Raw genomic sequence first — 25,460 nt, 5'->3', positions numbered from 1 at the left:
ATAATATGAAATTTATACACACAGCAGATTTGCATATCGGAACCTCTTTTCTTTCATCTTCTTTTGATAAAAGCATTGCAAGAGAAAGAAGAGAGGATCTGTTTAAAGCATTTAATAAAGTTATTAAAGCCTGCAAAAAAAGAGAAGCTGACATTCTCTTGATTGCAGGTGATTTGTTTGAAGATGAACTTGTAAGAGCAAGTGATGTAAATAGAATAATAGATGGATTTAAAATGATTCCAGAAGTAAGAGTTTTTATTGTTGCGGGTAATCATGATTTTATGCATGAAAAATCTTTTTATAATTTACTTCCTTTCCCAAATAACGTTACTATTTTTAATAGTGATAAATTGGAAAAAGTTGAATTAGAAGACTTAAATACTTGTATTTATGGGTTAAGTTTTTTAAAGAAATATTATAATAAAGATATTTTAGAAATACCTAAACTTGATAAAACAAAAACTAATATATTACTACTTCATTGTGACTTACTAAATCCAAATGGGAATTATTTACCTGTAAGTAAATCAAAATTAGAAAAATCAGGTTTTGATTATTGCGCTCTTGGACATATTCATAAATCTGTTAAATTATCAAATAATTCTGTTTATCCTGGTAGCCTTGAACCTCATGATTTTTCAGAAAAAGGGTATCATGGATATATTTTTGGCCAAATAGAGGATAAAAAAGTTTCTGTAAAATTAATAAAGAACAATGTTAAACAATTTGAAGTTTTAAATGTTGATATAACAGGAATTGACTCTTTAGAAGAAATCGTAAATTTAGTTAAAGAAAAAGCAAATGGAAACATTGATAATTTCTTATATAGAATAAATTTAAAGGGAACATTAAGTGAACTTGTAACCATAGATGACATTAAAACCAGATTAAATGAAGAATTGTATTATGCAGAAATAATAGACAATACTTCAGCAGATTATTTCTTACCTAAAATTTATACCGAAAATAAGGATAATATTATAGGTTTATATATTGACGCATTAAAAGGAAGAGAAAATGAAATAGATATTGAAGCTTTGTATCTTGGTCTAGATGCACTTCTGAATGAGGGGTCCAAATAGATGAAAATAAGAAAATTAGGCATTAAAAGTTTTGGTAAATTTAAAGATAAAGAAATAAAATTTGAAGATGGTTTAAATGTAATATATGGTAACAATGAAGCAGGTAAATCAACTGCGCATAAATTTATTCAAGGGGTATTTTTCGGTTTCTTTAAGCCTTACAGTAAAAATAAAATTTATTCTTATGAATATAAAAAATATAAACCATGGAATAGTGATTTATATAAAGGCAGCTTAGAGTTTAATATTGGTAAAAGAGAATATAGGATTGAAAGAAATTTTGATAAACAAAATGAAGAATTTAAGTTATTTGATAATATAACAGGTGAAGATTTAACAGATAAACTTCCTTATGACGCATCTACAAAACAAAGAATTATTTCTCCTGTTATAAAATTAAACAGCGTATTATATAATAATACAATCTCAATTTCTCAACTTGGTAACAAAACAGAAAAAGATTTTAAAAGAGAAATAAGCGAAGCATTGGCGAATTATGAAAAAGGAAATAATAATAAAATTTCTGTTAATAAAGCCATTGATTATTTAGAAAAACAAAAAGCTTTAATAGGAACAAGAAAGCAATCTAAATCAGAATATGGAAGCAGTGTCATTAAACTTGAACAACTAAAAAAATCAAGAGAAGACGCCATTAAGGCAATGGAAGAAAACAGAGAATATTATTTAGAAGCAAATAAACTTGAAAAAAGATTAAATGAACTTTTAAATAAGAAAAAAGATATTCTAAGAAACATAAATGATATTGCAAGAAATAAAGAAAAAATAACATATTTTAAATATAAATCTGTTGAAGCTGATAATGAAAAGATAAGACAAAAAATTGAGGAATTAAAAAAATATAAAGATATAAATAATGATTTATATACAAAGTTTTTGAATTTATATAGTGAAAACAAATCTTTACAAGAACAAATTGACGATTTAAGAAAAAAACAAGAATATGTGAATAATGCTTTAAAAAGTTTAGATGATGAAAATAAAGAAGTAAATAAAGAAACAAAAGGTAAAGATTACAATAAAATTATTTCAGATATAGAAATATTAAAAGACAGGCTTGGTAATATTGAAAGACTTCAAGGCAGACTTTCAGAAAAAAAAGATGTTAAAGTTGAAAAAGATTATTCTGCTAAATCTACTACAAATAAAGTTATAAATATAGTTTGTGTAGTTATGGCAATAATATCTGCATTTATGCTTGCATTTAGCTTTACAATAAGCAAATCTTTATTACTTTATTTCTATATAGCACTTGGTGCAACCGTAATATGCTTAATTATGAAGCTTGTAATACTTAGTGTATATAAAGAAACATCAAAGAAATTTGAAAAATATGATACATCTTTAATTAGAACTCAAAATATGATTGAGTTAAATGAAGTTGAAATTAACAAAATTCTTAATGATTACGGTGAAGAAGATCCTCATAAATTAATTAAAATATTGGAAGAAAAAAGTGTTATTGCTAAAGAATTTTCTTTTAATCAAAATAAGCTTGAAAAATATAAAATGGACTTAGAAGATTTTGACGGAACAAATAAAATATTAGAAGAAAAAATAAGCAACAATACTTATAAGATGAATGAAATATTAATAGAAAATAATATTTCAAATGTTGAAGAGTTTAAAGAAGCTTTAGAAAAAAGAGAAGAATATGACAGACTAATAGATAGATATGAAAGTAACAACAAATTACTTTTAAATATCATTGACGGAAATGATATCGATGCTTTAGCTAAAAAATTTGAAGGTGAAGATATTGATGAAAATACTCTAAACTTAGTTAAATCTAATAATGGAAACATTATAGATGATGATGTTGATGTGATCAATGATGAAATAACAAATGTATCTGCAAAACTATCTAGAATAAACGGAATACTTGAAGAATCAAATTCTTTCAATGAAATTTTATGTGTAATTAATGAAGACATAAATAAATATGAAAAAAGAATTAAAGAATTTGAATTTAAACTTCTTGCAATTGAAAAGGCTATTGATACAATTAATAGTATTTCAAAAGATATCCATACAAATGTTGCACCTAAAATTAACGAAACATTAGGACAGATTATGTCTAAAATCACAAATGGTAAATATTCTACTGTAAAAGTTGATGATAATATGGACGTTATGGTGCTTGATGAAGAAAGCGGGCAGATGGTTGATGCTGAAACATTAAGTTATGGAACAATTGACCAAATATATCTTGCTCTTCGTTTTAGTATCATAGATAATTTACTTATTAATAGTACAATGCCTATTATATTGGATGACTGCTTTATTCAATATGATGATTACAGGTTAAAAGAAGTATTGTCATACTTGGCATCAGTATCAGATGAAAAACAAATTATTATGTTTACATGTCATACAAGAGAAGAAAGAGCTTTAAAAGAATTAGGTATAAACTATAATAGAATAGTTTTATAAAAGGAGAAGTATAAGTGGAAAAAGTTGTAATTGGTATGAGCGGGGGAGTTGACAGTGCCGTAAGTGCATATCTTTTAAAAAGACAAGGATATGATGTAATTGGTTTATTCATGAAAAATTGGGATGAAACTGATGAAAATGGTGAATGTAGTGCTGAAGAAGATTATGATGACGCAAGAGCCGTATGTTTAAATATTGGCATACCTTGTTATACCGTTAACTTTACAAAAGAATATTGGGATAATGTATTTACTTACTTTTTAGATGAATATAAAAAAGGCAGAACACCTAATCCCGATGTATTATGTAATAAAGAAATTAAATTTAAGTGTTTTTTAGATTATGCAATGAATGTTCTTGATGCAGATTATATTGCAACGGGACATTATGCTAAGGTTGAACATACAGAAAACGGAACAAAACTTTTAAAAGCAAAAGACCTACATAAAGACCAAACGTATTTCCTTTCTTTATTAAGTTCAAAACAGCTTGAAAGAGTTATTTTCCCAATAGGAGATTTGGAAAAATCACAAGTAAGAAAAATAGCTGAAAGAGAAGGATTTAGAAACGCAAAGAAAAAAGATTCTACCGGAATATGTTTTATAGGAGAGAGAAATTTTACAAATTTCCTACAAAATTATTTGCCTAACCAAAAAGGTGATATGATTGATATGGACACCGGAGAAAAGAAGGGTGAACATATAGGTTTGATGTATTATACTTTAGGACAAAGAAGAGGTCTTGGGGTAGGCGGATGTGGAAGCGGAGAAAGATGGTATGTTGCTGATAAGGATTTAGAAAATAATATATTATATATTGTTCAAGGAGATAAAAATCCTAAATTGTATAAAAATGGTTTTATTGCCACAGATGTAAATATGGTTTCCGGAGAGTTTCCTGCTAAGAAATTTAGATGCGATTTAAGATTTAGACATTTACAGCCTTTAAAAAAAGTAACGGTTGAAGTTTTGGATGAAAAAACAGTAAAAGTTATTTTTGATGAGGAACAAAGTGGTGTTACTCCTGGACAAATCGGTGTGTTTTATGATGGCGATGTATGTTTAGGTGGAGGAACAATAGATAAGTTAATTAAATTTTAATAAAAATGTTTTAAAATATTCTTATCTTTATGATACAATATATCACAAACAAATATGAGGTACGATTATATGAAAACAACAAAAAAAATATTAAGCATTTTAATTACTACTTTATTATTTTTTTCTCTGTTCGGCTGCGGTACAGAGCCTAAAGAACATTCGACTGATTTTTCAGATATCGAAAATAAATGGACTCTTGATAGTATTTATCAAGATTCTCATGCGAAAAAGATTTCAGATGAAACAAAAACAGATATGGTTCTTGACGAATCTTCAATGGTTGTTACCGTTACTAAAAAGGAAGGTTCACCTACAACTACTACATATACAATAAGCGGAGTAGCTGATGGAAAATTTACTGCAACAAGCGGGGATGGGAGTATAGAATATACTTTTAATTATGATCCTGGGGCTAATTTATTACATTTGTATAATACTGATTCAAAAGGCAGAACTGTTCATACTGTTTATAGAGAATATTCAGAAACTCTTCCATGGGCAAATGAAGAAAAAACAGATGAAACAAAAACTAATACAAAATCAAATACTGATGAAACAAAGACAGAATAATTTATATCTTGGAGAAAAAAATGTTTGAACAGATTAAAGAAAAATATTTTGAAGAAATAACAAAAATAAGAAGAGATTTACATCAAATTCCAGAAGAAGGATTAAAGGAATTTGAAACAAGCAAATATATAAAAACTTATCTTTTAAACTTAGGTTTTAAATATGAAGAAACAGCTAGTACAGGTGTTTTATGTTTTATAAATGCAGGCAGCGAAGAAACTTACGCATTTCGTAGCGATATGGACGGGCTAAGTATGGAAGAAAATAATGATATTGATTTTAAAAGTAAACATTGTAATATGATGCATGCTTGTGGTCATGATGGGCATATGGCTATACTTCTTGTATTTGCAAAATATTTATCAGAAAATAAAGATAAACTTAAAAAAAATATATTGTTGATTTTTCAACCGGCAGAAGAAGGTCCCGGGGGAGCAAAACTTATTATTAAAGAAGGAAAATTAAAAAAATATAATGTTAAAAATGTTTTTGCTCTTCATTTAAGTCCAAACATCCCAAAAGGGAAATATTCATCAAAACCTTATGGCTTCTATGCTGCTTCGACAGAATTTACTGTATTTATAGACGGTAAAGCTTCACATGGAGCTGCTCCTCATAACGGTGTTGACTCTATTGTTATTGCAGCACAATATATAAATGGAATTCAAAGTATTGTAAGTAGAAATATTAATCCAATTAAAGAAGGACTTATTACAATAGGTACTATTAAAGGTGGAGATAGAATTAATATTATTGCCGAACACGTTGAAGTGGAAGGTACAATAAGAACTCTTGATAAAAATACTTATAATATTATAGATAAGAGAATGCATACATTAGCAGATGGATTAAGCGAAGCTTATGGATGTAAAATCACATATGATTGGAGACCTTTTTATGGTATAACTTATAACGATAAAGAACTTTACGATAAAGTTGTGCCTGCATTTGGTGATGATTATATTTTGGGAGATGCTATTTTAAGTGCTGAAGATTTCTCTTTTTACAGTGAAGAAGTTCCTTCATTCTTTTATGAACTTGGAATAAGAGAAGAAGATAAAGGATATGTAAATCCTCTTCATAGTGTTAACTTTAATTTTGATGAAGAAAGCTTGCTTTATGGAGTAATGGGTAATATCAATATAATAAAAACTTTAGGCATAATATAAAAAGGGTATTTATATACCCTTTTTTATTTTTTTAAGAAATTTATTAATATTTATGTTAAAATTATTAATAACGAATTTAAAAAAAGGTAGATATTTATGGATATTAAAAGACCGGCAATAGTTCTTTTTTTATATGTTTTATGTTCTATTTTATCAGCGTATTTGAAATGCCCTGTTTTAATTTATATTTTAGGGCTGGCTTTGTCGTGTCTTGTTTTATTTAAACTTTTTCCTAATAATTCTTTGAGAGCTATTTTTGTTATTTGTGTAATATTTGGACTTATTACTTTTATTCATGCAAATTATAAGCTTAATTATAACAGTGAATTAAATAAGTATGCTGAGAAAAATATAACATTCACGGCAAAAATTGTTAAAGCACCTGTCTATAAAGAAGATAAAACACAGCTTTATGTCAAAGATATAAATATTTTTGATGAAGGAAAAACTGTACATATAAAAGATAAAGTATTAATAAACGTTTATTATGACTATCATACATATAATGTTGGAGATTATTATAAATTTACAGGTAAGGTAAAAACTCCAAAAGCTTTTGATGATTTTGATTATAATTTATATTTAAAAACCATAGGCATTTATAATTATATAAATGTAAATACAAATAAAGTTGAATTTAATAAAAGCGGGCATCTGATTTTCTATTTAGATAAAATTTTTGAAATAAGAGATAGTTTTAAATTAAATTTACTTAAAAATATTGATGATGAAGAAAATGTAAATTTAATTATGGGCATAATGTTCTCTGATAAAAGTTTAAGTGAAGAGACTACTGAAGACTTTAATGCTGTTGGATTAAGTCATGTGCTTGCAGTATCTGGATTGCATGTAGGACTTATTTATGGTGTTATTTTATTTATAATTTCCATGTTTAACATAAATAAAAAATATAGAGCATTAATTGTTGCTCCAATATTATTTATGTATGTTATGCTTGCGGGTATGTCTGTTTCAGCTCTTAGAGCAATGTTTTTGTGTATTTTAAATGAGTTATTATCCCTAAAACATGAAAAAGATAATGATGCTTTTAATAATATATTTATTATAGCAATAATATTGCTTATGATTAATCCTCTAAATTTATTTAATGTAAGTTTTTTATTATCTTTTAGTGCTGTAATAGGTATTATATTACTTGCACCTGTAATACAATTTAAAATTCTTGAAATGTTTTATGAAGAAAGCAGGTTTAAGAAAAATGTTGTAGGATTATTTTCTGTAAGTATATCTGCATATTTGTTTACTATACCTATTATACTTAATTCATTTGGTACGGTTTCTATCATAAGTATTATAGGTAATTTATTAATAGTACCTTTAATGGCACCTATAATGATAATGGGTATTGTTGGAGGAATATTTGGTAATTTCTTGTTTGGAATGTTCCTTCTTCATTTTTTAAATATAATTTTAAGCATTATTAGATATATTATTTCTATACTTGCAAGTTTTCCTTTCGCGATGGTTAGTATAGAAAATATGAGTGTTGTTTTTATAATTTTATATTATTTTGTTCTTCTGTTGTTAAGCGGATATATAAAAATCCCAATTAAACATAAAACAGGGTAATGATGACATAATAAAAAAGATGATAGGAGAAAATTATGGATTATATAAAATTAAATGAAAATATAAGAAAGAAAAATTTTAAGAATATATATTTATTTAATGTTAAAGAAGATTATATTGCAAAAAAAATGCTTGAAAGTTTAAAAAATAATTTACTTTCAAAGGAATATGAAGCATTTAATTATTCTGTATTTGATGATAAAAAAATTGATATAAATAAGGCTATTGAACTTTGTGAAACTTTACCTATGCTGGATAATTACAGAATGGTTTTTATTAAAAGTGAGAGCATAACAAGTAAAGATATATCAAAAAAATTTAGCGACTATATAAAAGATATTCCTAAAACTACAGTAGTTGTAATATGGATGAAGGGGTCTTTAGATAAAAGAACAGCTTTATATAAAACCATAAAAAAATATGGAGATATAGTTGACTTTGATAAATTTAAAGCTTATGCACTTGAATCATGGGTTAGAAAAAAATTAAAGGAAAATAATATTATTCTTACAAATGATGCTGTTGGATATTTTATAGAATCAAGCGGATATTTGGTTGATGAAAGTAAAGTTGATTTAGGTTATTTTGAAGGTGAAATAAAAAAATTATCAAGTATAAATAAAGAAAAAATAGATATTGATGAAATAAAAAAAATTATAAGTGTAAATATACAAGATGAAATTTTCAAATTGACTGATGCACTAAGAGATAAAAATTCAGATTATGCTTTTAAACTTTTGCATAATTTAAAATATAATGATGTGAAATTTATGCAGATACTTGGTGTTGTTGTAAGAAATTTTGAAAATATGTATATATGTAAACAGTATATAAAAAAAGGTAAAACGGAAAATGATATAGTAAAAGATTATTCTCTCCATCCATATGCAGTTAAAATGGCAAACATTTCTTCAAAGAAATATTCTTTGAATGAAATTCACGTTTTTCTTGACTTATGTTTAGACTTAGATTATAAAATAAAAATAGGAGAGATAAGTGAAAAAGATGCCGGAATTATATTGGTAGAAAAGATATCTAATAGATAGGAGGTATAAAAGATGTATAAAGTATCACTTCATAATCATACGAATTTAAGTGACGGTAAAGATGAAATGGAAACATTAATTATTGAAGCAATAAACAGGGGTTTTACTCATTTTGGTATTACCGACCATGTTTGTACTTATAATTATGAAAATCATTCTTTAAAACCTGAAAAATACAATGAATATGTTGATAAAATCAATGAATATAAAGAAAAATATAAAGATAAAATCGAAATATTTGCCGGAATCGAAAGTGAAAGATATGGTGAAAGCGGATATTTAATGAGTGATATTTCTAGTATTAGAGATAGACTAGATTATGTTGTAGGTTCTGTTCATTTAACGAATGCAAACGGGATTATGGAACCTGTTGATGAGTTATGTTCTACTTTTAGAAAATCATTAAAGAGAAGTTACGATAATGATGCAAGAAAATTTGTAATGGATTATTATGAGAATTATTATAACAATTTATGTGAATTAAAACCTGAAGTTGCAGGGCATATTGATTTAATAAAGAAGAATAATATAGACGGAATATTCTTTGATGAAGAAAGTAAATGGTATAAAGATTTAGTGTCAGATGTTCTTGATAAAATAAAAGAAATAGATGCTATACTTGAACTTAATACCGGAGGTGGATATAAGCATGGGGTAAGAAGTTTGTATCCATCAAATGAAATTATCAAAATGGCAAATGATAAAGGAATTAAATTTACTATGTCATCTGATACTCATAATTTGGAAATGCTTGATCTTCTTTATAATCTTGGAATAAGCAGATTAAAAGCTGCCGGCGTAAAAAAATTATATACTTTTTCTAATAAAGAGAAAGGATTTATTTCTTTTGAAATATAAAAAGGACTTTTTAAAAGTCCTTTTTTAAGTTAATTTTTTTGTGTATATAAAATATGTTTGAGGTTCTTTTTTGAAATAAATATTTTTTGAACTTTCTCTTTTAAATCCATTATGTTCATAAAACCCATAATCACATGTTGTGTCAGTAAAAAGATAAAATTTATCTGCATTATTTTCTTTCATATAATTATAAAAAGAATTTAATAATTTAGAACCTAAACCTCTTCCTTTTATGTTCCTGTTTAAAGCAAAAAGAATAAGTTCTCCATCTGTGTCTGTACTTAAACTATTTAAAAGTTCATTGTTTACTTTTGCTGTTTCTTTTTCTGATTTTAAAGCTTTTATGCCATCTTTAAGAAGTATAGTTTTTAAACAGTGTAGTATTAATTTTATTATGTATATGATGTTGTTTTTTAATTTATAATGTTTGTTTATTCTTCCAAGAATTATTCCTACGACTTTCTCTTTATAGACTGCAACGTTTGAAAATGATTGGCGATAAAGAAGTTCATACATAAAAATTGAACTAATTTCATTTGCCACTCTTTCATTTTCTCCATAGTCTTTTTTTATCCATGTATCGTAAAGTAAGTTTTTTATCTGAGGTAAATCTTCATCTTTTAGATTTCTGATTGTAATTTCTTTTTGTTCCATATATCCTCCTGTTATCATTATAGCATAAAAAAATATTATAAAAAAGATATCTCAAGGCTTTACAAAAAAAGTCAATAATATATACTTTTATTAGATATGTATTAGGAGTAATAAATGATTAATGAAAAATTTTATGAGCTTGAAAAAGAAAAACAAGATAAAATAATAAATGCTGCTATTGAAGTATTTGCAAAAAATGATTATAAAAATGTCGTTACAGAAGAAATTACTTATAAGGCAGAAATATCAAAAGGTTTGCTTTTTTATTATTTTAAAAATAAAAAAATCTGTATTTATTTTTAATAGATAATATAATAAAAATAATTGAAAATAGAATATCAAAAGATAAAATAACTCAAATAAAAGATTCTTTTGATTTAATGAATTATGCCGTAAAAATAAAGTTAGATTTAGTAAAAGAAAATCCATATATACTTGATTTTTGCATTAGAAGTTATTATTGCAGTGATAAAAATATCATCAGTGAAATAAAAAAACTTATAGTAGAACAATTTAATGAATCATATGAGAAATATTTTTATAATATAGATGTATCAAAATTTAAAGATAAAAATGATTTGTTTATGATATATAAAATTTTTATTTGGATTATGGATGGATATTTGCATGAAAAATTAATGAGGGATGAAGAAATTACATCTTCTGATATCATTTTAGAATTTGATGAGATTATGTAATTATTAAAAAAGTATTTTTATAAATAAATTTTATTATGGAGAGTGAAATGAATATTATCGAAGTAAATAACATTACTAAAGATTATGGAGACAATAAAGGCGTTTTTGATTTAAGTTTTAACGTTCAAAAAGGTGAAATAATGGGATTTTTAGGCCCAAACGGAGCAGGAAAAACGACAACGATAAGAACATTACTTGGATTTATTAAACCGGATAAAGGTAGTGTAGAAGTTAATGGGTTAGATCCTTTTTTAAATAGTAAAAAAATTAATACCAATTTAGGATATTTACCCGGAGAAAATACTTTAATGGATGACATGAAAGGTGATGAGTTTATTAATTTTATTGCAAAAATGAAAGGTGTAGAAGATTTTGCAAGAATTAATCAGCTTAAAGAAATGTTTGAATTAAATGCTTCAGGGCGTATTAAAAAAATGTCAAAAGGTATGAAACAAAAAATTGCAATTATATGTGCCTTTATGAATTATCCTGATATTTTAATTTTAGATGAACCTACAAGCGGATTAGATCCATTAATGCAAAATAAGTTTATCGATTTAATTTTAGAAGAAAAAAAACGAGGAGCTACAATTTTAATGTCTTCCCATATATTTGAAGAAATTGAAAAAACCTGTGATAGAAGCGTTATCATAAAAGAAGGAAGACTTGTATTAAATGAAAAAATAAGTTCTTTAACTAAACAAAAAAGCAAACATTTTATTATTAAATTTGCAGATGAAAAAGAAGCTATGAGATTTACTGCATTATTTAAGAATATTCACCCTAAAGGAGATACTGTTAAAATTAACGTAAAACAAAATTTAGATAAACTAATAAAATTATTATCTAAGTTTAACGTCGTTGATATGGATATAAAACCTTTAAGTCTTGAAGAACTATTTATGCATTATTATGAAGGAGAAAAAAATGATTAATTTAGTACTTTTAAAGAAAGAAATAAAATCTAATTATAAAATATTATTTATATTTATGGCTATTTTGACTCTATATTCTTCGATGATAGTAAGTATGTTTGATCCAAAACTTGGGGAAAGTTTAAAAATGATGTCAGAAAGTATGTCAGGTATTTTTTCTGCTTTTAATATGTCTAATCCGGGAACCTCATTAATTGAATTTATTTGTAATTATTTATATGGGTTCTTGTTTATTGCTTTCCCTCTTGTTTTTATAGGAATATTAACCAATAGGCTTATTGTAAAATATACCGATAAAGGATCTTTATCTTATATTTTATCTACACCAAACAGTAGATTTAAGATAATTTTTTCTTGGTTATTTGTTATGATTTTTATGTTACTTATTTTGGTTATATACATATCTTCATTAATTATTATTTTAAGTCAGGTTATGTTTAATGGAGAACTTGATATACCTAAATTTCTCTTGGTCAATTGTGGTGTATTTGGACTTTGGATATTTATTTTAGGCATATGCTTCTTAACAAGTTGTATATTTAATGATTCCAGATATGCTTTGTCTGTTGGAATAGGGTTAAATGTTTTGTTTTTATTAATACAAATGATTTCCGGTGTTGGAGAAAAATTTTCATACTTAAAATACCTTACTCCACTTACATTATTTGATACAACAAAGATTATAGAAGGTAATATTTTAGGAGTTTTATTTGCCATAATACTTTATGTTATCGGTATATTATTATTTTGTATAGGGATAAAAGTATTCTGTAAAAAAGATCTATCAATATAAAACAGCTTTTAGCTGTTTTTTTATAAATTACTTGCTTTTTAATATTATATATAGTAGAATATCCGAAATAAGTTAGAATGAATATAATTTACAAGGGGATTATTATGAAGTTTAAAAGAATATTAACTTTTTTAATGATATTATTTGTAAGTTTATCTTTATTTGTACCAAACATTAATGCAGCAAATAAAGAAATGGGGAATCTCGTCTTTATTGTTAAATTTAAAGATGATACGAAAGAAACATATAATGAAGATTATACATATAATGCAAAATATTCGAAATTTACTTATTTTGAAAACCAAGTTAATGATAACTCAGATAGCTATATACCAAATTCATTTGAAAAATATTTAAATATTTTATCAAACGGACAATTAAATGTAAGATCTTATTTTCCTCAAAAAAATGAAGATAACATATATTACTCTTGATAAAAACAAATCAGAATATAACAGTTCTCAGGCTTTATTAAATGAATGTCTATTAAAAATGGAAGAATTTGAAAATAGTATTAATTCAAGCGAAGTAGACAAAAACAGTGATGGTTATATTGATAATTTAACCATTGTCGTACAAATAGATAAAGAAAATGCACCTAAGGATAATACTGATATTATTTGGCCTCATAAGGCAGATAATAATAATTATAATTTTACCATAGCAGGTAAAAAAATATCTAACTATAATATTTTGAATAATCAAACAAGTAACTTTATTCCTACAATGGTACATGAGTTTTTACATTCTCTTGGAGTGCTTGATTTATATAGCAAAGACAGCAGTAAAACACCTGTTGGACCATATGATGTAATGTCCAAAGTCGGTAGTGCTCCTGCTTATCCTCTTGCACAAACAAGAAAAATGTTAGGTTTTGATACAATAAAGGATATTTCGGGAAGCGGAACAAAAAGTGTTACACTTTATACTCCTTACTCAGAAAAGGGAGATAATGCTGTAATGGTCAAAACTCCTCTAAAAGATAATGAATATTTTGTTTTTGAATACAGAAAAAAAACAAAAATAAGTGATTCAAATAATGTGGATAGTCAAATTCCTTATTCGGGTCTTGTATGTTACAGGGTAAACGATGCTTTAAGCGATAGTGAAAAAAGTAATTTTAACAATAAAAATTATATTTATGTATTTAGACCTAATGATACAGGTATAAATGATTTTGCTGGAGATATAAATAATGCTGTATTATCACTGAGTGACGGAAAAAGAAGTGAGATAGGTAGCAGTGATGAAAATGCAACTATAAAAGATAATGCACTTGTTTATACAAATGATGTTAATAGTAGAATTCAACTTAAAGTTACATCACAGGGCGATGATTATATTACATTTGATATAACAATTCCTGATTATTCAAGTGAAAATCTATGGTCGGATTTGACTGATACATCTTTAAATACAAATTATTTTGCAGATAGCGATAATGCAAAATCAATTGGACAAATAGGGAATACTTTATATTTTTTAAATAAAAATAAAGTATATCAATATAAAGATGGTTCATATTCATCATTAGGTGTAGTTGACAGTGATGTAAACAATGGTAATCTTGTTATTTTAAATAATGAAGTTTATATTTTTTATGCTGATTATTCATCAAAAAAAGAGAGTGTTGTATTAAAAAAATATGAAAATGGTAATTGGATAGAAAAAAGCAGAATAAGTACAAATGGAAGTTATGCAAATGTTCCATATGCCATAAATTTAAACGGAGAGTTATACTGTTTATACGACTTGGATAATACCAATGTTACTGTTATGAAATGGAATGGAAGTGAGTTTTTAACAGTTGGTAAAATAACTGATTGTAAATATTTAATGGCACCAAGTATGGCTCTGTATAAAAATGAACTTTATGTAATGTTATCTGACTTCCAAAATAAAAATGAAGGCGGAATCCTTTATAAACAAACAAATAACGGATTTGAAAAAGTTTATAATGTGAATTCTTCTGCAAATCATTTCCAGAAGCTTGTTGTTTCAGAAGATAATATATATGCATTTACTTATAATACATCATTAAATAAGACGAATATTGCAGTAAGTTCAGACGGTAAATCTTGGAGTACTGATAAAGTAGCAACTTTTGAAGAAAAGGTAAATAGTATTTCATTTGATATAAAAGATGGTGATTTATATTTAGGTGTTGTTGATTCAAATGGTGTTGCTAAAATGTATAGTTATAAAGATTCTTCATGGAATAAAGTTGGCAGCAACATTTATTCAAATGCAAGTTCTATGTCTTTTATACTAGGAAGTGATAAGATATATGCTTATTTGGGAGATAGTGTAAAATATAAAACGTTGGTTAAATATAACGAGTATTTGAATAAAGATGATAATACAAATACGGGAAATGGAGAAGGTGGCTCTTCAGAAGGCGGAAATACGACAGTTGACCCTCCAAAAGATGATACGACCGTTGAAAAGCCAAAAGTAGTTTTATCATAAGTAAAAGCAAAAGGTGTAAGTTATAATTATAATGCTGTTAAACTTACATGGAATAAGGTAAGCAATGCACAGGGATATTATATTTATAGATATGATGCAAAGACCAAAAACTATAAACTTATAAAGACTGTAAGCAGTAAATATAATTATTATATAAATTCTTCTTTGACATGTAACAGTTATTACTATTATAGAGTTGTTGCATATAATAATTCCAATGGACTTGTTAAGAGCAAATATAATACTGTAAAAGTCAAACCTGTTTTAAAAAGTACAAGTATTAAAGTTTCTGCAGGGAAGAAGAAAGCATATATAAAATGGAATAAAGTATCCGATGCAAGCGGATATCAAATATATACGAAAAACAGTAAAGGTAAATATGTTCTTACAAAAACAACAAAAAGTACAAGTTATACAAAAACAAAATTAACATCTAAAAAGACATATTATTATAAAGTTAGAGCATATAAAGTTGTAGGAGGAAAGAAAGTTTATTCTTCATTCTCTTCTGTAAAAAAGGTAAAGGTTAAATAACCTTTACCTTTTTTTATAAAAAATATAAAAAGGGTTTATTATTTTGTATTATAGTTGTATAATAGGTTACAAAATTTTACAAATATTTTATAAATTTTTTCATTAATATTTTCATTATATTTGCATAGGGGTTTTAATATGATATTTAGCACAAAAAAGATTGACACAAAGGATTTTTTATTTTCAAATAAAGCATTGATGATTTTAATTGTTCCTCTTATTGTAGAGCAATTTTTGGCTATTTTGGTAGGTATGGCAGACTCGATTATGATAGCCAGTGTAGGAGAAGCCGCCGTATCAGGAGTTTCTTTAGTTGACAGTGTAATGATTCTTTTGATAAATATTTTTGCTGCTCTTGCAACTGGAGGAGCTGTTGTATGCGGACAGTATTTGGGTAAAAGAGATAGAGAAAACGCATGTGAATCATCAACACAGCTTGTCTGGTTTATAACTATATTGGCTGTATTTATTATGATTTTTATGTATATATTGAAACAGTTTATTTTAACTAAAGTATTTGGCAGTATTGATGCAGAAGTTATGGGACATGCAAATACATATTTGCTTATCGTAAGTGCTTCAATTCCTTTTATTGCATTATATAATGCAGGAGCGGCTATATTTCGTTCAATGGGTAATTCCAAAGTTTCTATGAAAGTTTCTATGTTAATGAATTTGATTAATGTATGCGGTAATGCAATACTTATTTATATTTTTCATTTTGGTACTGCCGGTGTCGCAATACCAACTTTGGTTTCAAGAATTGTTGCAGCTGTGGTTATTGTTGTTCTTCTTTTAAATAAAAATAATACTTTATATATAAAAAGAAGTTTTAAATATAAACCACGATTTGATATGATAAAAAGTATTTTATACATAGGTGTTCCAAACGGGCTTGAAAACAGTATGTTTCAACTTGGTAAAATAATAGTTTTAAGTTTGGTATCTACATTTGGCACATATGCAATAGCAGCCAATGCCGTTGCAAATGTAGTTGCTTCATTCCAAATTTTATCAGGAATGGCTGTTTCTCTTGCTATTACTACCGTTATTTCAAGGTGTGTTGGCGCAGGGGAATATAAACAGGCAAGATATTATACAAGAAAATTATTAAAGATAACTTATGTTTGTGTAGCTATATTGGTATTATTTATTTTTTTAATTTTACCTTTGATACTTAAAGCATATAATTTATCTGATATAACTGCATTGGAAGCAAGCAAAATTTTAATTTTACATGGATGTTGTGCGATTATAATTTGGCCTACTGCTTTTAATATCCCATCTGCATTAAGAGCTGCCGGTGATGTCAAATATTGTATGATTGTTTCTATTGTATCAATGTGGGTATGCAGAATTATATTCAGTTATATTTTGGGTAAGTATATGGGATTTGGTGTTTTTGGCGTTTGGATTGCAATGATACTTGATTGGGTAGTAAGATCTATTTTCTTTATAATAAGATACAGAGGTTCAAAATGGGAAAATAAACAAGTTGTATAAAACTCCATAGAGGAGTTTTTTTATTGAAGAATTTTTATATTTATAATACAATATTTTTATAGATATAAAATGAGGTGTATTGATATGTTAGATATTATGTATATGTTTTTTATTGCATTTTATTGTTTTATTTTCACAGTTGTGCCTTCGTTAATTATTGTATATCTTTTTATTTCAACAAGAAATATGGATATGTTCATAAATACGTATACTGAAATTGTAAAAAAATGTGATGATTTGCTTGTCTTTAATTTGAAAAAAGAAAATTCTTTTGTAAAACATAAATCATACAGAAAATTAGCTGGAAGGTTAGTAAAAAAGAATATACCTAAAAAAGCTACATATGATGTATTAAAACCATTTAATATTATTCCTTCTTTAACGAATATACAGGTATGTAATTTCGATAATGATAGAGAAAAATATATATTTAATTCCATGCTTTGGTATTATTCTGTAATGAGGGAACAGCCTATATTTAATAGATTTAATATAAATTATTATAATTTAGATATGCCAAGAAAGGCATATGTTGATAGAAGAATAGAAATAATAGGTTATATTTTATTAAGAGAGCTTATCAGAAGTGATAAAATGTATGATTACAAGGAAATAAAAGATATTATTTTAAATTATTATGATAATATATTTACTTGTTCAGAAAATATAAATGAAATAATAAACAAAATAAAAAAAGAAATAAAGAATGTACCTGAATATTTAATTGAAAATATGGAAAAAGAAATCAAAACAAATGAAGATATGTTTTTTGAATTATATTCAAAAGATAATATGTCTAAAAGACAAAAACAAGGTAAAAAAGGTTTACTATATCCAAAATTATAAAAATAAATTTATTTGATGTTTATAGATATCCTTTTATGGTATAAAATATGAGTAGGAGGATAAGATGAATCTTTATCAGGTAATAAAAGACATTAAAGGCTTTATACAAAAATTAAGTGATGATCTTATTTATACTTTTGCTGCGCAGACAGCCTTTTTTATGATGTTTTCTTTTGTTCCTTTGATAATGATTATTGTTTTATTGGTTCAATATTTGCCTTTCTCTCAATCAGAACTTATAAGTATATCTGTTCATATATTTCCTCAAGCTCTATCAAGTTTTATAACAAACTTATTTAAAGGTCTTTATATAAATTATTCCGGAACGGTTTTATTTATAACATTTATAACTCTTCTTTGGTCTGCATCAAAGGGGATTTATGCAATATCAAAAGGGCTTAATATGATATATAAGACTGATGATGACAGAAATTATATTCATATAAGAGGAGTATCTTTAATTTATACTATATGTTTTGGTTTAATTATTTTGTCAATAATTATTTTATTGATATTTGGAATAAATATAGTTAAATTTCTTGAAAGTAAATTATTTTTTATTAGCTCAATTCATATTAATTACAGTTATTTTGGAGGTCTTTTATTATTAAGTATTATATTTTTAATAATGTTTTGCTTTTTACCAAAGAGAAAATTTAAAATAAGAAATGAAATTCCAGGAGCTGTATTTTCTGCTGCGGGGTGGATTGTTTTTTCGTTATTATATTCTTTATATATAACAAGAGTAGGCGTAAATTCTCTTATATATGGTTCTCTTAGTGCTGTTATTTTATTTATGCTTTGGTTGTATTTTTGTATGTATATTATATTTCTTGGCGGTGAAATAAATGTTATACTTCAAAAATATAATGTAAAAAAAATATTAAAAAGATGGTTTACTAAACCAAGTAGAAAAAAAACTTTTAAAGATTATGTTAAATTAATATTAAATAAATAAAAGACCTATATTATAGGTCTTTTATTATTTTATTTAATTCTTTAGCTAATAGTTTTGCAGAATATTCATTAAAATGAACTCCGTCTATTGTCAATTTTTTTTCTTTTTTAAATTCGTTATATTGTATATCAAAAATATTTATAAATAAAAAATTATATTTTTTACATAAAGCATTTATGATTTTATTTCTGCTAATTATGGATTTAGTATCAAAATTATAAAATTCTACAAATGGAAGTGAAATAAATATAACTTTTTTATTATTTTCTTTTAGTAATTTAACTATTTTTTCGTATATTGATGTAAATTGTTGTTCATTACTGAAAGAAAATAAAACGTCATTTATTCCTATAAAAATTATGTAGTATTCATATATATTATCTTTTTGTAAGAAATTTTTTAATCTTAAATACATTCCTTCTGTTGTATCACCATCAATACCTTTATTGATTGTTTTGTGATTTTTATCTAAATAACTCCTATATGAACAACCTATTTCACCATTTGTTAAACTGTCTCCAAAACAAATTAAATCCATTTTTTTCTCCTGAATTTTGAGTATGATTAAAAATTTTTATGTTATAAATGTTTTATAATATAAATAGTATAATATATAAAAGATTGAAATGTAAAGAAAAGAAAATTAATATTGATTATATAGAAATTTATAGACTTTATTAGTTAATAAAAAATTTTGAGTAATATAAGACCAAAAAAAATGGAGCTATTAGTCGGACTCGAACCGACGACCTACTCATTACGAATGAGTTACTCTACCAACTGAGTTATAATAGCCCATTTATAATATTATATTTTAATTAAATTATTATTAAGTGTCAAGGGATTTATTTACTAATAAAAATAATTTAGTATAATATAGTTAGAGGTGAATTGGTCATGTTTAGCTTTATAAAAAAGAAAAAAAAAGGAATATGTTTTAGCGGCGGAGGAGTAAAAGGTTTTGCTCATATAGGTGTAATTAAGGCATTGGAAGAAAACGGAATAAAGTTTGATATGGCAAGCGGAAACAGTGCTGGAAGCATAGTAGGAGCTTTGTATTCTCTTGGGGTAAGTGCTGATGAGATGCTTGACTACTCTTTGAGCATGGAAGTAAGAGATATAATTAATTATAAAAGTTTAAAAAGTAAATTAAGTTTTGCGTCTCCAAAAGAATTCTTAAATTCATTTAAAGGTTTAAATTTTTCCCCTGCCATTGATTCTGAAAATATAGAGAAATTTTTTATGGGGATTGCAGGGGATAAATTATTTAATGAAACAAAAATTCCTTTTTATGCTGTAAGTGTTGATTTAAAAAGTGGAAAGCTTATTATTATGGATAAAGGAAGACTTGCAACAGCCATAAGGGCAAGCAGTGCAATTCCGGGAGTTTTTACTCCAGTAATTACAAACAAATATCATTTAGTTGATGGACTTGTATTAAATAATATGCCGGCTGATATTTTAAAAGATAAAGGTGCAGATAAAGTTTTAAGTATTAATTTAAAGGCATATTCCAAAATAGGGACAGACAGCACAAAATATTTTGATATGATTTTTTCAACTATTGATATTATGGCAGATAGAAGTCTTATCCCTGGTATCCAAGCATCTGATTTGATTCTAAATCCCTATTTGGAAGATACAAAATTAAAAATGGATGAAAATTATATAAAACAAGTTTATGAACTTGGATATAAGGAAGCAAACGCACATATGAATGAAATAGTAAAAATGTTTAAATAAAAAAGACTGTTTTACAGTCTTTTTTAAATATTAATTAAACTTTTTGCTAAATCATAATCAATTATTAATACATCGGCAAGTCCACCTTTAACGGCGGCCTTAACACTATATTTTTTATGTTCTCCGCTTACAATAATAATTTTTGTTGGAATATTTTTAAAATCTTCATAAGATATTCCTATTGTTCTGTTTTTTAGAGATGTATTGCATTCTTCACCTTGTTCGTTTATAAGGCGAAGACCAACATCAGCATAAACTTTTTGTTCTTTTAATTCTTCAAGTTGTTTTTGTGAAAAATAGTTTTCATTACATAAATACGATGTCATGTCAGGGTAAAAAGAACCTACCCCAGATACAACAATATTTACATTTTTAAATTTCTCAAATACTTCATGATTATCCATTCTATTTATAAGCATTTTTGCTTCGTATTCTGTGTTAGCGTGTCCCGGTGCTTTTATTGTGTAGTTTTTACCTCCAAAAGACATTGCCATTCTTTCTGTTAGGGTATCAACGTTAAAATCTCTATGTATTTTATCTAAACTTCCGTGTAATGTAACAAATTGAGTGTCAGTTTTTTTACATGGATTAAAAGAGTTTATCATATGGTACATTGTTCTTCCAAATGTGATACCTAAAATATCATTATCTTTTATTATTCTTTGAATGTATTGAGCACCTTCAAAAGCAACAAGTTTTTTTATATCATCTTTTTCAGGTTCATATCTTTTTTCCATCCATCTTGCAATGATTACGTCTTTTAGATTAAACTTTTCTCTTATAATTTCTTCCAAATCAGCGACTTCTAAAACTTTTTCATCTACAACAAAAGAAACCATTTTTTCCTTTTTTGCATTATTTAAAAGTCTGGATACTGTGGAAATTGATATATTAAGTTTTTTTGATATTTTACTTTGTGAAAGTCCTTTTTCATAATATAAAAATGTAGTTTTCATCATTAGAGATGTAGATTGTCTGTAAATTTGTGGATCCATATATTCTCCTTATTTTATGTTCTAATATAATTATAAATATTAAATAAGATAATTCAAGAATGATAAACATAAAATGATTATTGTTAGTGCAAAAATTTTCATTCTAACGCAAAAATTTTCTGTATTGAAAGATTTAAAAAGCAATAATATACTATAGACATAGAAAGATTTAGGAGGATAAAAAATTATGTCAAAAGTAAAAATGACTTACGATCCAACAATGTTCGAATTATCAGATAACATAGATAGAGATAACTTTATTATCGCTACATATGCTTATCAAGGAAAGACTACAACAAATGCTTTAAAACAATCCTTTGCTTTAGCAGTGGAACAATCAACAGGAACATGGTTACCTGTACCGGAAGAAACACCTGAAGTAAGAAGAGAACACGTTGCCAGAGTATGTGGTATTTATGAAGTTCCAAATCATGCTTGGTGTATTCCTGATGATGTTAAAGAAAGAGCATGGGTTATTCAAATAGGTTTCCCAATTGCAAACTTCTCAGTTCAATTCGCAATGTTACTTACAGCTGCAGTTGGTAATATCTCAGGTGGTGGTAAACTTAAACTTTTAGATTTATCATTCCCAAAATGCTGGTTAGAATCATTTGAAGGACCAAAATATGGTGTAGAAGGTGTTAGAGAATTACTTGGAGTAAAAGAAAGACCACTTGTAAATAATATGATTAAACCTTGCTGTGGACTTACTCCTGAAACAACAGCAAAAATCGCTTATGAAGTTGCTCTTGGCGGTGTTGACTTAATCAAAGATGATGAACTTATTGCAAATGCAGGATACTCAAAAATCGAAGACAGAGTTAGTGCTGTAATGGATGCTTTAAAGAGAGCTGATGATGAAAAAGGTGAAAAAACAATCTTTACATTTAATATTACAGATACACCTGATCAAGCTAAGAGAAATGCTGAAAAAGCTATTAAAGCAGGCGCTAACGGTTTAATGCTTAACTGTTGGACTTTAGGTCTTGATGCTTGTAGAGATATTATTAAGGAATTTGATGTTCCATTCTTATTCCATCCTGACCTAACAGGTTCATTATATGTATCTCATGATTATGGTTTATCAGCTGAATTAATTCAAGCTAAACTTCCAAGACTTGCTGGTTTTGATATGGGTATCGTACTTAGTCCTTATGGTAAATTCCCAATGATAGAAGATAAATTCCAACAAATTTGTATGACTCATTTGGCACCACTTCATAACATTAAACGTTCATTCCCAATGCCTGGCGGTGGAACAACTCAAGGTCACATTGAAGAAGTTATGACAAAATTCGGTACAGATGTAGTAATCGCAGCCGGTGGAGCTGTTATCGGACATCCAGACGGATCAGTTGCCGGTGGTAAAGCATTCAGACAAGGTATTGATATCGTAATGAATGGTGGTCACTTAGATGATGAAGAAACTGTAAAACAATATCCAGAACTTAAAAAAGCTCTTGATGCATTTGGTTTATATGTTGAAGAAAAACATGGTATCTTTGACTTAAAGGGTTAATGAAAATATTTATATAAAATATTCATTATTAAATAAATAAAAAAACACGAGAATTTTATTCTCGTGTTTTTGTTTGTTTAATATTTGACATAATAATGTTTGTATTAAATATTTTAATGATGATTAAAAAAAGACACTCATATAGAATGCCCTTTTTTATTAAGAAGGAATATTATAATTTATTTACTAAATCTTTTTTTAGCATCTTCTAAAATTGTTCCTGCTGTTCTAACACCAAGACCAAATCTGTTACAGCCTGCTTCAATCATTTCTATTACTGTATCTAAATCTTTTACTCCGCCTGCAGCTTTGATTAATGCATCATCACCGATTGTTTCTTTAATGATTTTTATTGTATCAACTGTTGTTGGTTTTGGTCCCCAACCAGTTCCTGTTTTAACATATGTAACTCCGGCTTTTACTGCAAGTTCACTTGCTTTCTTTATTTCGTCATCTGTTAAGTAACAAATTTCGATGATTGCTTTTACCGGAACACCGTCAGCAGCTTCAACAACAGCTTTAATATCATCAACAAAGTAATCATATTTACCTGATTTTAAAGCACTTACGTTACTTACCATGTCTAATTCTTGACATCCCATTTTAATATTTTCTTTTGCTTCTATTATTTTATTTGCAGTTGTTGCAGCACCGCTTGGGAAACTTACAACCCCTGTTGTAACGATATCAGGATAATCTTTTAATTTATCAATAGTATATTTTGTAACCCATGGCATTGGAGATGCACATATACAATTGTATTTTATAACAGTATCGATCATTTCATCAACTTCGTCCATTACTATATCTGTTCTAACCGTACTTACATCCACCATTCTGTTAATGTTTGTGAAATCAAAATCTTTTTTCATTTTAAACCTCCGAGAAATAAACATCATTATCTTTTGTAATTTTATAATAACAGGTAATTACCTTTTTGTAAAGTATTTTTTTTATTTTTTTGTATAAAATATATGTATTGTCATTTTTTATGATATAATGTCATTTATATAAGGAGGAGAGTATGATAAGCTTAATTCTTGGAATTGGATTTTCATTTGAAGCGGCAGGTATATTTATTTCAATAATTTTTGCTTTAAAAAATATAATATTTAATGATACGCATCCTATTTTATTGTTTATTTTAATTTTTTATGCTCTCATATGTTTTTTTGTTGGTCAATTGTTTTTTTATTTGGCAAGAAAAAAATATGATGTTGAAAGTATTATGGAAATTCCTCTTTTAAATATTAATATTAAAGAAGATAAAAGGTTGGAACATATAATTGAAGGTAGAGATATAGCTGAAATAAAAGATGGAAAAATAACATTTATAGAAAAAGATGAAAGTGAAGAATAAAAAAGAAGTACTTTTGTACTTCTTTTTTATTCTTCAATATTACATATTATAATTCTATTTTGATATTTTTCTATTGCTTTTATTATATCTTCAAAAGATAGAAAAATACTTGCAGAATTTTCCATTGGATGAATACCTATAGTTTCATTTTTTAAATCTTTGCTAAAAACAGATATTACTTTATTTTCTTTATCATTTATAACAGCAAGAGGCGTAACACTTCCTTTAGATACGTTAAGAATTTCTTCTACATCATTACCCATTGCAAAACTAAGTCTTCTGCTTCCTATTTCCTTTCTTAATTTTTTTAAGTCAGCTTTTTGATTTGGAGGAAGTGTAACTAAATAATAATTAAGCTTTTTATCATCTCTTAAGAAAAGATTTTTTGCAATTTTTTCTTTATTTGGGATTGAAAGTTCGTTTATTTCATCTATTGTATAAGCTCTTTTGTGTTCGTATTTTTCATATTTAATGTTTAACTTATCCAAATATTCGTATATTTCTTGTTTATTCATTTTCTATTCCTTATTATTTTTTTCTTATTTTACCATATTTATGGTTAGATTTTAAGTTGTAATCAAAAATAT

The 25,460-nt window shown here is 26.3% G+C and carries 26 protein-coding genes and 1 tRNA gene; 21 read left to right on the top strand and 6 right to left on the bottom strand.

All coding sequences use genetic code 11. The features are described from left to right. Positions 1-5: 5 nt before the first annotated feature. From M6G78_RS06815 to M6G78_RS06780, 8 genes are all read left to right on the top strand, one after another. Entirely contained in the window at positions 6-1,082 is a 1,077-nt protein-coding gene (locus M6G78_RS06815) for a DNA repair exonuclease (RefSeq protein WP_171020628.1), read from the top strand. Then, positions 1,083-3,533 carry an ATP-binding protein gene (locus M6G78_RS06810; RefSeq protein WP_253229979.1) on the top strand — a complete coding sequence of 817 codons (2,451 nt, stop codon included), beginning with the start codon at positions 1,083-1,085 and terminating at the stop codon, positions 3,531-3,533. 14 nt (positions 3,534-3,547) lie between these two features. Continuing rightward, positions 3,548-4,633, top strand: a complete 1,086-nt coding sequence (gene mnmA, locus M6G78_RS06805; RefSeq protein WP_279222120.1) for a tRNA 2-thiouridine(34) synthase MnmA — start codon at positions 3,548-3,550, stop codon at positions 4,631-4,633. A 69-nt stretch (positions 4,634-4,702) separates the two neighbouring features. Continuing rightward, complete coding sequence (locus M6G78_RS06800) at positions 4,703-5,203, top strand: hypothetical protein (protein ID WP_253229978.1); 501 nt, start codon at positions 4,703-4,705, stop codon at positions 5,201-5,203. Positions 5,204-5,223: 20 nt separating this feature from the next. Beyond that, positions 5,224-6,372, top strand: a complete 1,149-nt coding sequence (locus M6G78_RS06795; protein WP_253229977.1) for a M20 family metallopeptidase — start codon at positions 5,224-5,226, stop codon at positions 6,370-6,372. A gap of 96 nt (positions 6,373-6,468) precedes the next feature. Next, complete coding sequence (locus M6G78_RS06790; protein ID WP_253229976.1) at positions 6,469-7,962, top strand: ComEC/Rec2 family competence protein; 1,494 nt, start codon at positions 6,469-6,471, stop codon at positions 7,960-7,962. A 35-nt stretch (positions 7,963-7,997) separates the two neighbouring features. Beyond that, positions 7,998-9,008 carry a DNA polymerase III subunit delta gene (gene holA / locus M6G78_RS06785; protein ID WP_253229975.1) on the top strand — a complete coding sequence of 337 codons (1,011 nt, stop codon included), beginning with the start codon at positions 7,998-8,000 and terminating at the stop codon, positions 9,006-9,008. Between the two features lie 12 nt (positions 9,009-9,020). Next, positions 9,021-9,866 carry a histidinol-phosphatase HisJ family protein gene (locus M6G78_RS06780; protein WP_253229974.1) on the top strand — a complete coding sequence of 282 codons (846 nt, stop codon included), beginning with the start codon at positions 9,021-9,023 and terminating at the stop codon, positions 9,864-9,866. Between the two features lie 24 nt (positions 9,867-9,890). Here M6G78_RS06780 and M6G78_RS06775 read toward each other — a convergent pair whose 3' ends face one another. After that, complete coding sequence (locus M6G78_RS06775; protein WP_253229973.1) at positions 9,891-10,520, bottom strand: N-acetyltransferase; 630 nt, start codon at positions 10,518-10,520, stop codon at positions 9,891-9,893. A gap of 114 nt (positions 10,521-10,634) precedes the next feature. On the opposite strand from M6G78_RS06775, the gene M6G78_RS06770 reads away from it, so the two are divergent. From M6G78_RS06770 to M6G78_RS06725, 10 genes are all read left to right on the top strand, one after another. After that, positions 10,635-10,823, top strand: a complete 189-nt coding sequence (locus M6G78_RS06770) for a TetR/AcrR family transcriptional regulator (RefSeq protein ID WP_253229972.1) — start codon at positions 10,635-10,637, stop codon at positions 10,821-10,823. Positions 10,824-10,900: 77 nt separating this feature from the next. Then, positions 10,901-11,218 (top strand): hypothetical protein, encoded by a 318-nt coding sequence (locus M6G78_RS06765; RefSeq protein WP_253229971.1) that lies wholly within the window; start codon positions 10,901-10,903, stop codon positions 11,216-11,218. A 47-nt stretch (positions 11,219-11,265) separates the two neighbouring features. Continuing rightward, complete coding sequence (locus tag M6G78_RS06760; protein ID WP_253229970.1) at positions 11,266-12,153, top strand: ABC transporter ATP-binding protein; 888 nt, start codon at positions 11,266-11,268, stop codon at positions 12,151-12,153. Then, positions 12,146-12,946 carry an ABC transporter permease subunit gene (locus M6G78_RS06755; protein WP_253229969.1) on the top strand — a complete coding sequence of 267 codons (801 nt, stop codon included), beginning with the start codon at positions 12,146-12,148 and terminating at the stop codon, positions 12,944-12,946. The genes M6G78_RS06760 and M6G78_RS06755 overlap by 8 nt, the downstream gene beginning before the upstream one ends. 104 nt (positions 12,947-13,050) lie before the next feature. After that, positions 13,051-13,380, top strand: coding sequence for a hypothetical protein (locus tag M6G78_RS06750; RefSeq protein WP_138269730.1), 330 nt, complete (start codon positions 13,051-13,053; stop codon positions 13,378-13,380). Further along, on the top strand, positions 13,355-15,415 hold the full coding sequence (locus M6G78_RS06745; RefSeq protein WP_253229968.1) for a hypothetical protein: 2,061 nt from the start codon (positions 13,355-13,357) through the stop codon (positions 15,413-15,415). Before M6G78_RS06750 ends, M6G78_RS06745 begins: the two co-directional genes overlap by 26 nt. A 165-nt stretch (positions 15,416-15,580) precedes the next feature. Further along, a complete protein-coding gene (locus tag M6G78_RS06740; RefSeq protein ID WP_253229967.1) occupies positions 15,581-15,949 on the top strand; it encodes a hypothetical protein in 369 nt (122 codons plus the stop codon). 138 nt (positions 15,950-16,087) lie between these two features. Then, entirely contained in the window at positions 16,088-17,452 is a 1,365-nt protein-coding gene (locus M6G78_RS06735) for an MATE family efflux transporter (protein ID WP_253229966.1), read from the top strand. Between the two features lie 84 nt (positions 17,453-17,536). Further along, positions 17,537-18,298, top strand: a complete 762-nt coding sequence (locus tag M6G78_RS06730; RefSeq protein ID WP_253229965.1) for a hypothetical protein — start codon at positions 17,537-17,539, stop codon at positions 18,296-18,298. A 64-nt stretch (positions 18,299-18,362) separates the two neighbouring features. Then, a complete protein-coding gene (locus M6G78_RS06725) occupies positions 18,363-19,256 on the top strand; it encodes a YihY/virulence factor BrkB family protein (protein ID WP_253229964.1) in 894 nt (297 codons plus the stop codon). 10 nt (positions 19,257-19,266) lie between these two features. Here the strand turns inward: M6G78_RS06725 and M6G78_RS06720 are convergent, their stop codons facing one another. Continuing rightward, positions 19,267-19,794: an SGNH/GDSL hydrolase family protein gene (locus M6G78_RS06720; protein ID WP_253229963.1), complete on the bottom strand. Its 528-nt coding sequence runs from the start codon at positions 19,792-19,794 to the stop codon at positions 19,267-19,269. Positions 19,795-19,975: 181 nt separating this feature from the next. Continuing rightward, positions 19,976-20,051, bottom strand: a tRNA-Thr gene (locus M6G78_RS06715). A gap of 102 nt (positions 20,052-20,153) precedes the next feature. Here M6G78_RS06715 and M6G78_RS06710 point away from each other — a divergent pair. Then, positions 20,154-20,999, top strand: coding sequence for a patatin-like phospholipase family protein (locus M6G78_RS06710; RefSeq protein WP_138269558.1), 846 nt, complete (start codon positions 20,154-20,156; stop codon positions 20,997-20,999). Positions 21,000-21,022: 23 nt separating this feature from the next. On the opposite strand, the gene M6G78_RS06705 is transcribed toward M6G78_RS06710, so the two are convergent. After that, positions 21,023-21,994 carry a sugar-binding transcriptional regulator gene (locus M6G78_RS06705; RefSeq protein WP_138269557.1) on the bottom strand — a complete coding sequence of 324 codons (972 nt, stop codon included), beginning with the start codon at positions 21,992-21,994 and terminating at the stop codon, positions 21,023-21,025. A 187-nt stretch (positions 21,995-22,181) separates the two neighbouring features. Here M6G78_RS06705 and M6G78_RS06700 point away from each other — a divergent pair, with 187 nt between their 5' ends. Next, positions 22,182-23,513, top strand: coding sequence for a RuBisCO large subunit C-terminal-like domain-containing protein (locus tag M6G78_RS06700; RefSeq protein WP_138269556.1), 1,332 nt, complete (start codon positions 22,182-22,184; stop codon positions 23,511-23,513). 179 nt (positions 23,514-23,692) lie between these two features. Here M6G78_RS06700 and deoC read toward each other — a convergent pair whose 3' ends face one another. Continuing rightward, positions 23,693-24,385: a deoxyribose-phosphate aldolase gene (deoC, locus tag M6G78_RS06695; RefSeq protein WP_138269555.1), complete on the bottom strand. Its 693-nt coding sequence runs from the start codon at positions 24,383-24,385 to the stop codon at positions 23,693-23,695. Positions 24,386-24,537: 152 nt separating this feature from the next. On the opposite strand from deoC, the gene M6G78_RS06690 reads away from it, so the two are divergent. Then, on the top strand, positions 24,538-24,873 hold the full coding sequence (locus M6G78_RS06690) for a hypothetical protein (RefSeq protein ID WP_138269554.1): 336 nt from the start codon (positions 24,538-24,540) through the stop codon (positions 24,871-24,873). 26 nt (positions 24,874-24,899) lie between these two features. On the opposite strand, the gene M6G78_RS06685 is transcribed toward M6G78_RS06690, so the two are convergent. Continuing rightward, complete coding sequence (locus M6G78_RS06685) at positions 24,900-25,388, bottom strand: prolyl-tRNA synthetase associated domain-containing protein (RefSeq protein ID WP_138269553.1); 489 nt, start codon at positions 25,386-25,388, stop codon at positions 24,900-24,902. Between the last annotated feature and the right edge of the window lie 72 nt (positions 25,389-25,460).

This window comes from Anaerofustis sp. NSJ-163 (genome assembly GCF_024135845.1).
Lineage (GTDB): Bacteria > Bacillota > Clostridia > Eubacteriales > Anaerofustaceae > Anaerofustis > Anaerofustis butyriciformans.
This window is presented reverse-complemented; position numbering and strand designations above follow the sequence as displayed.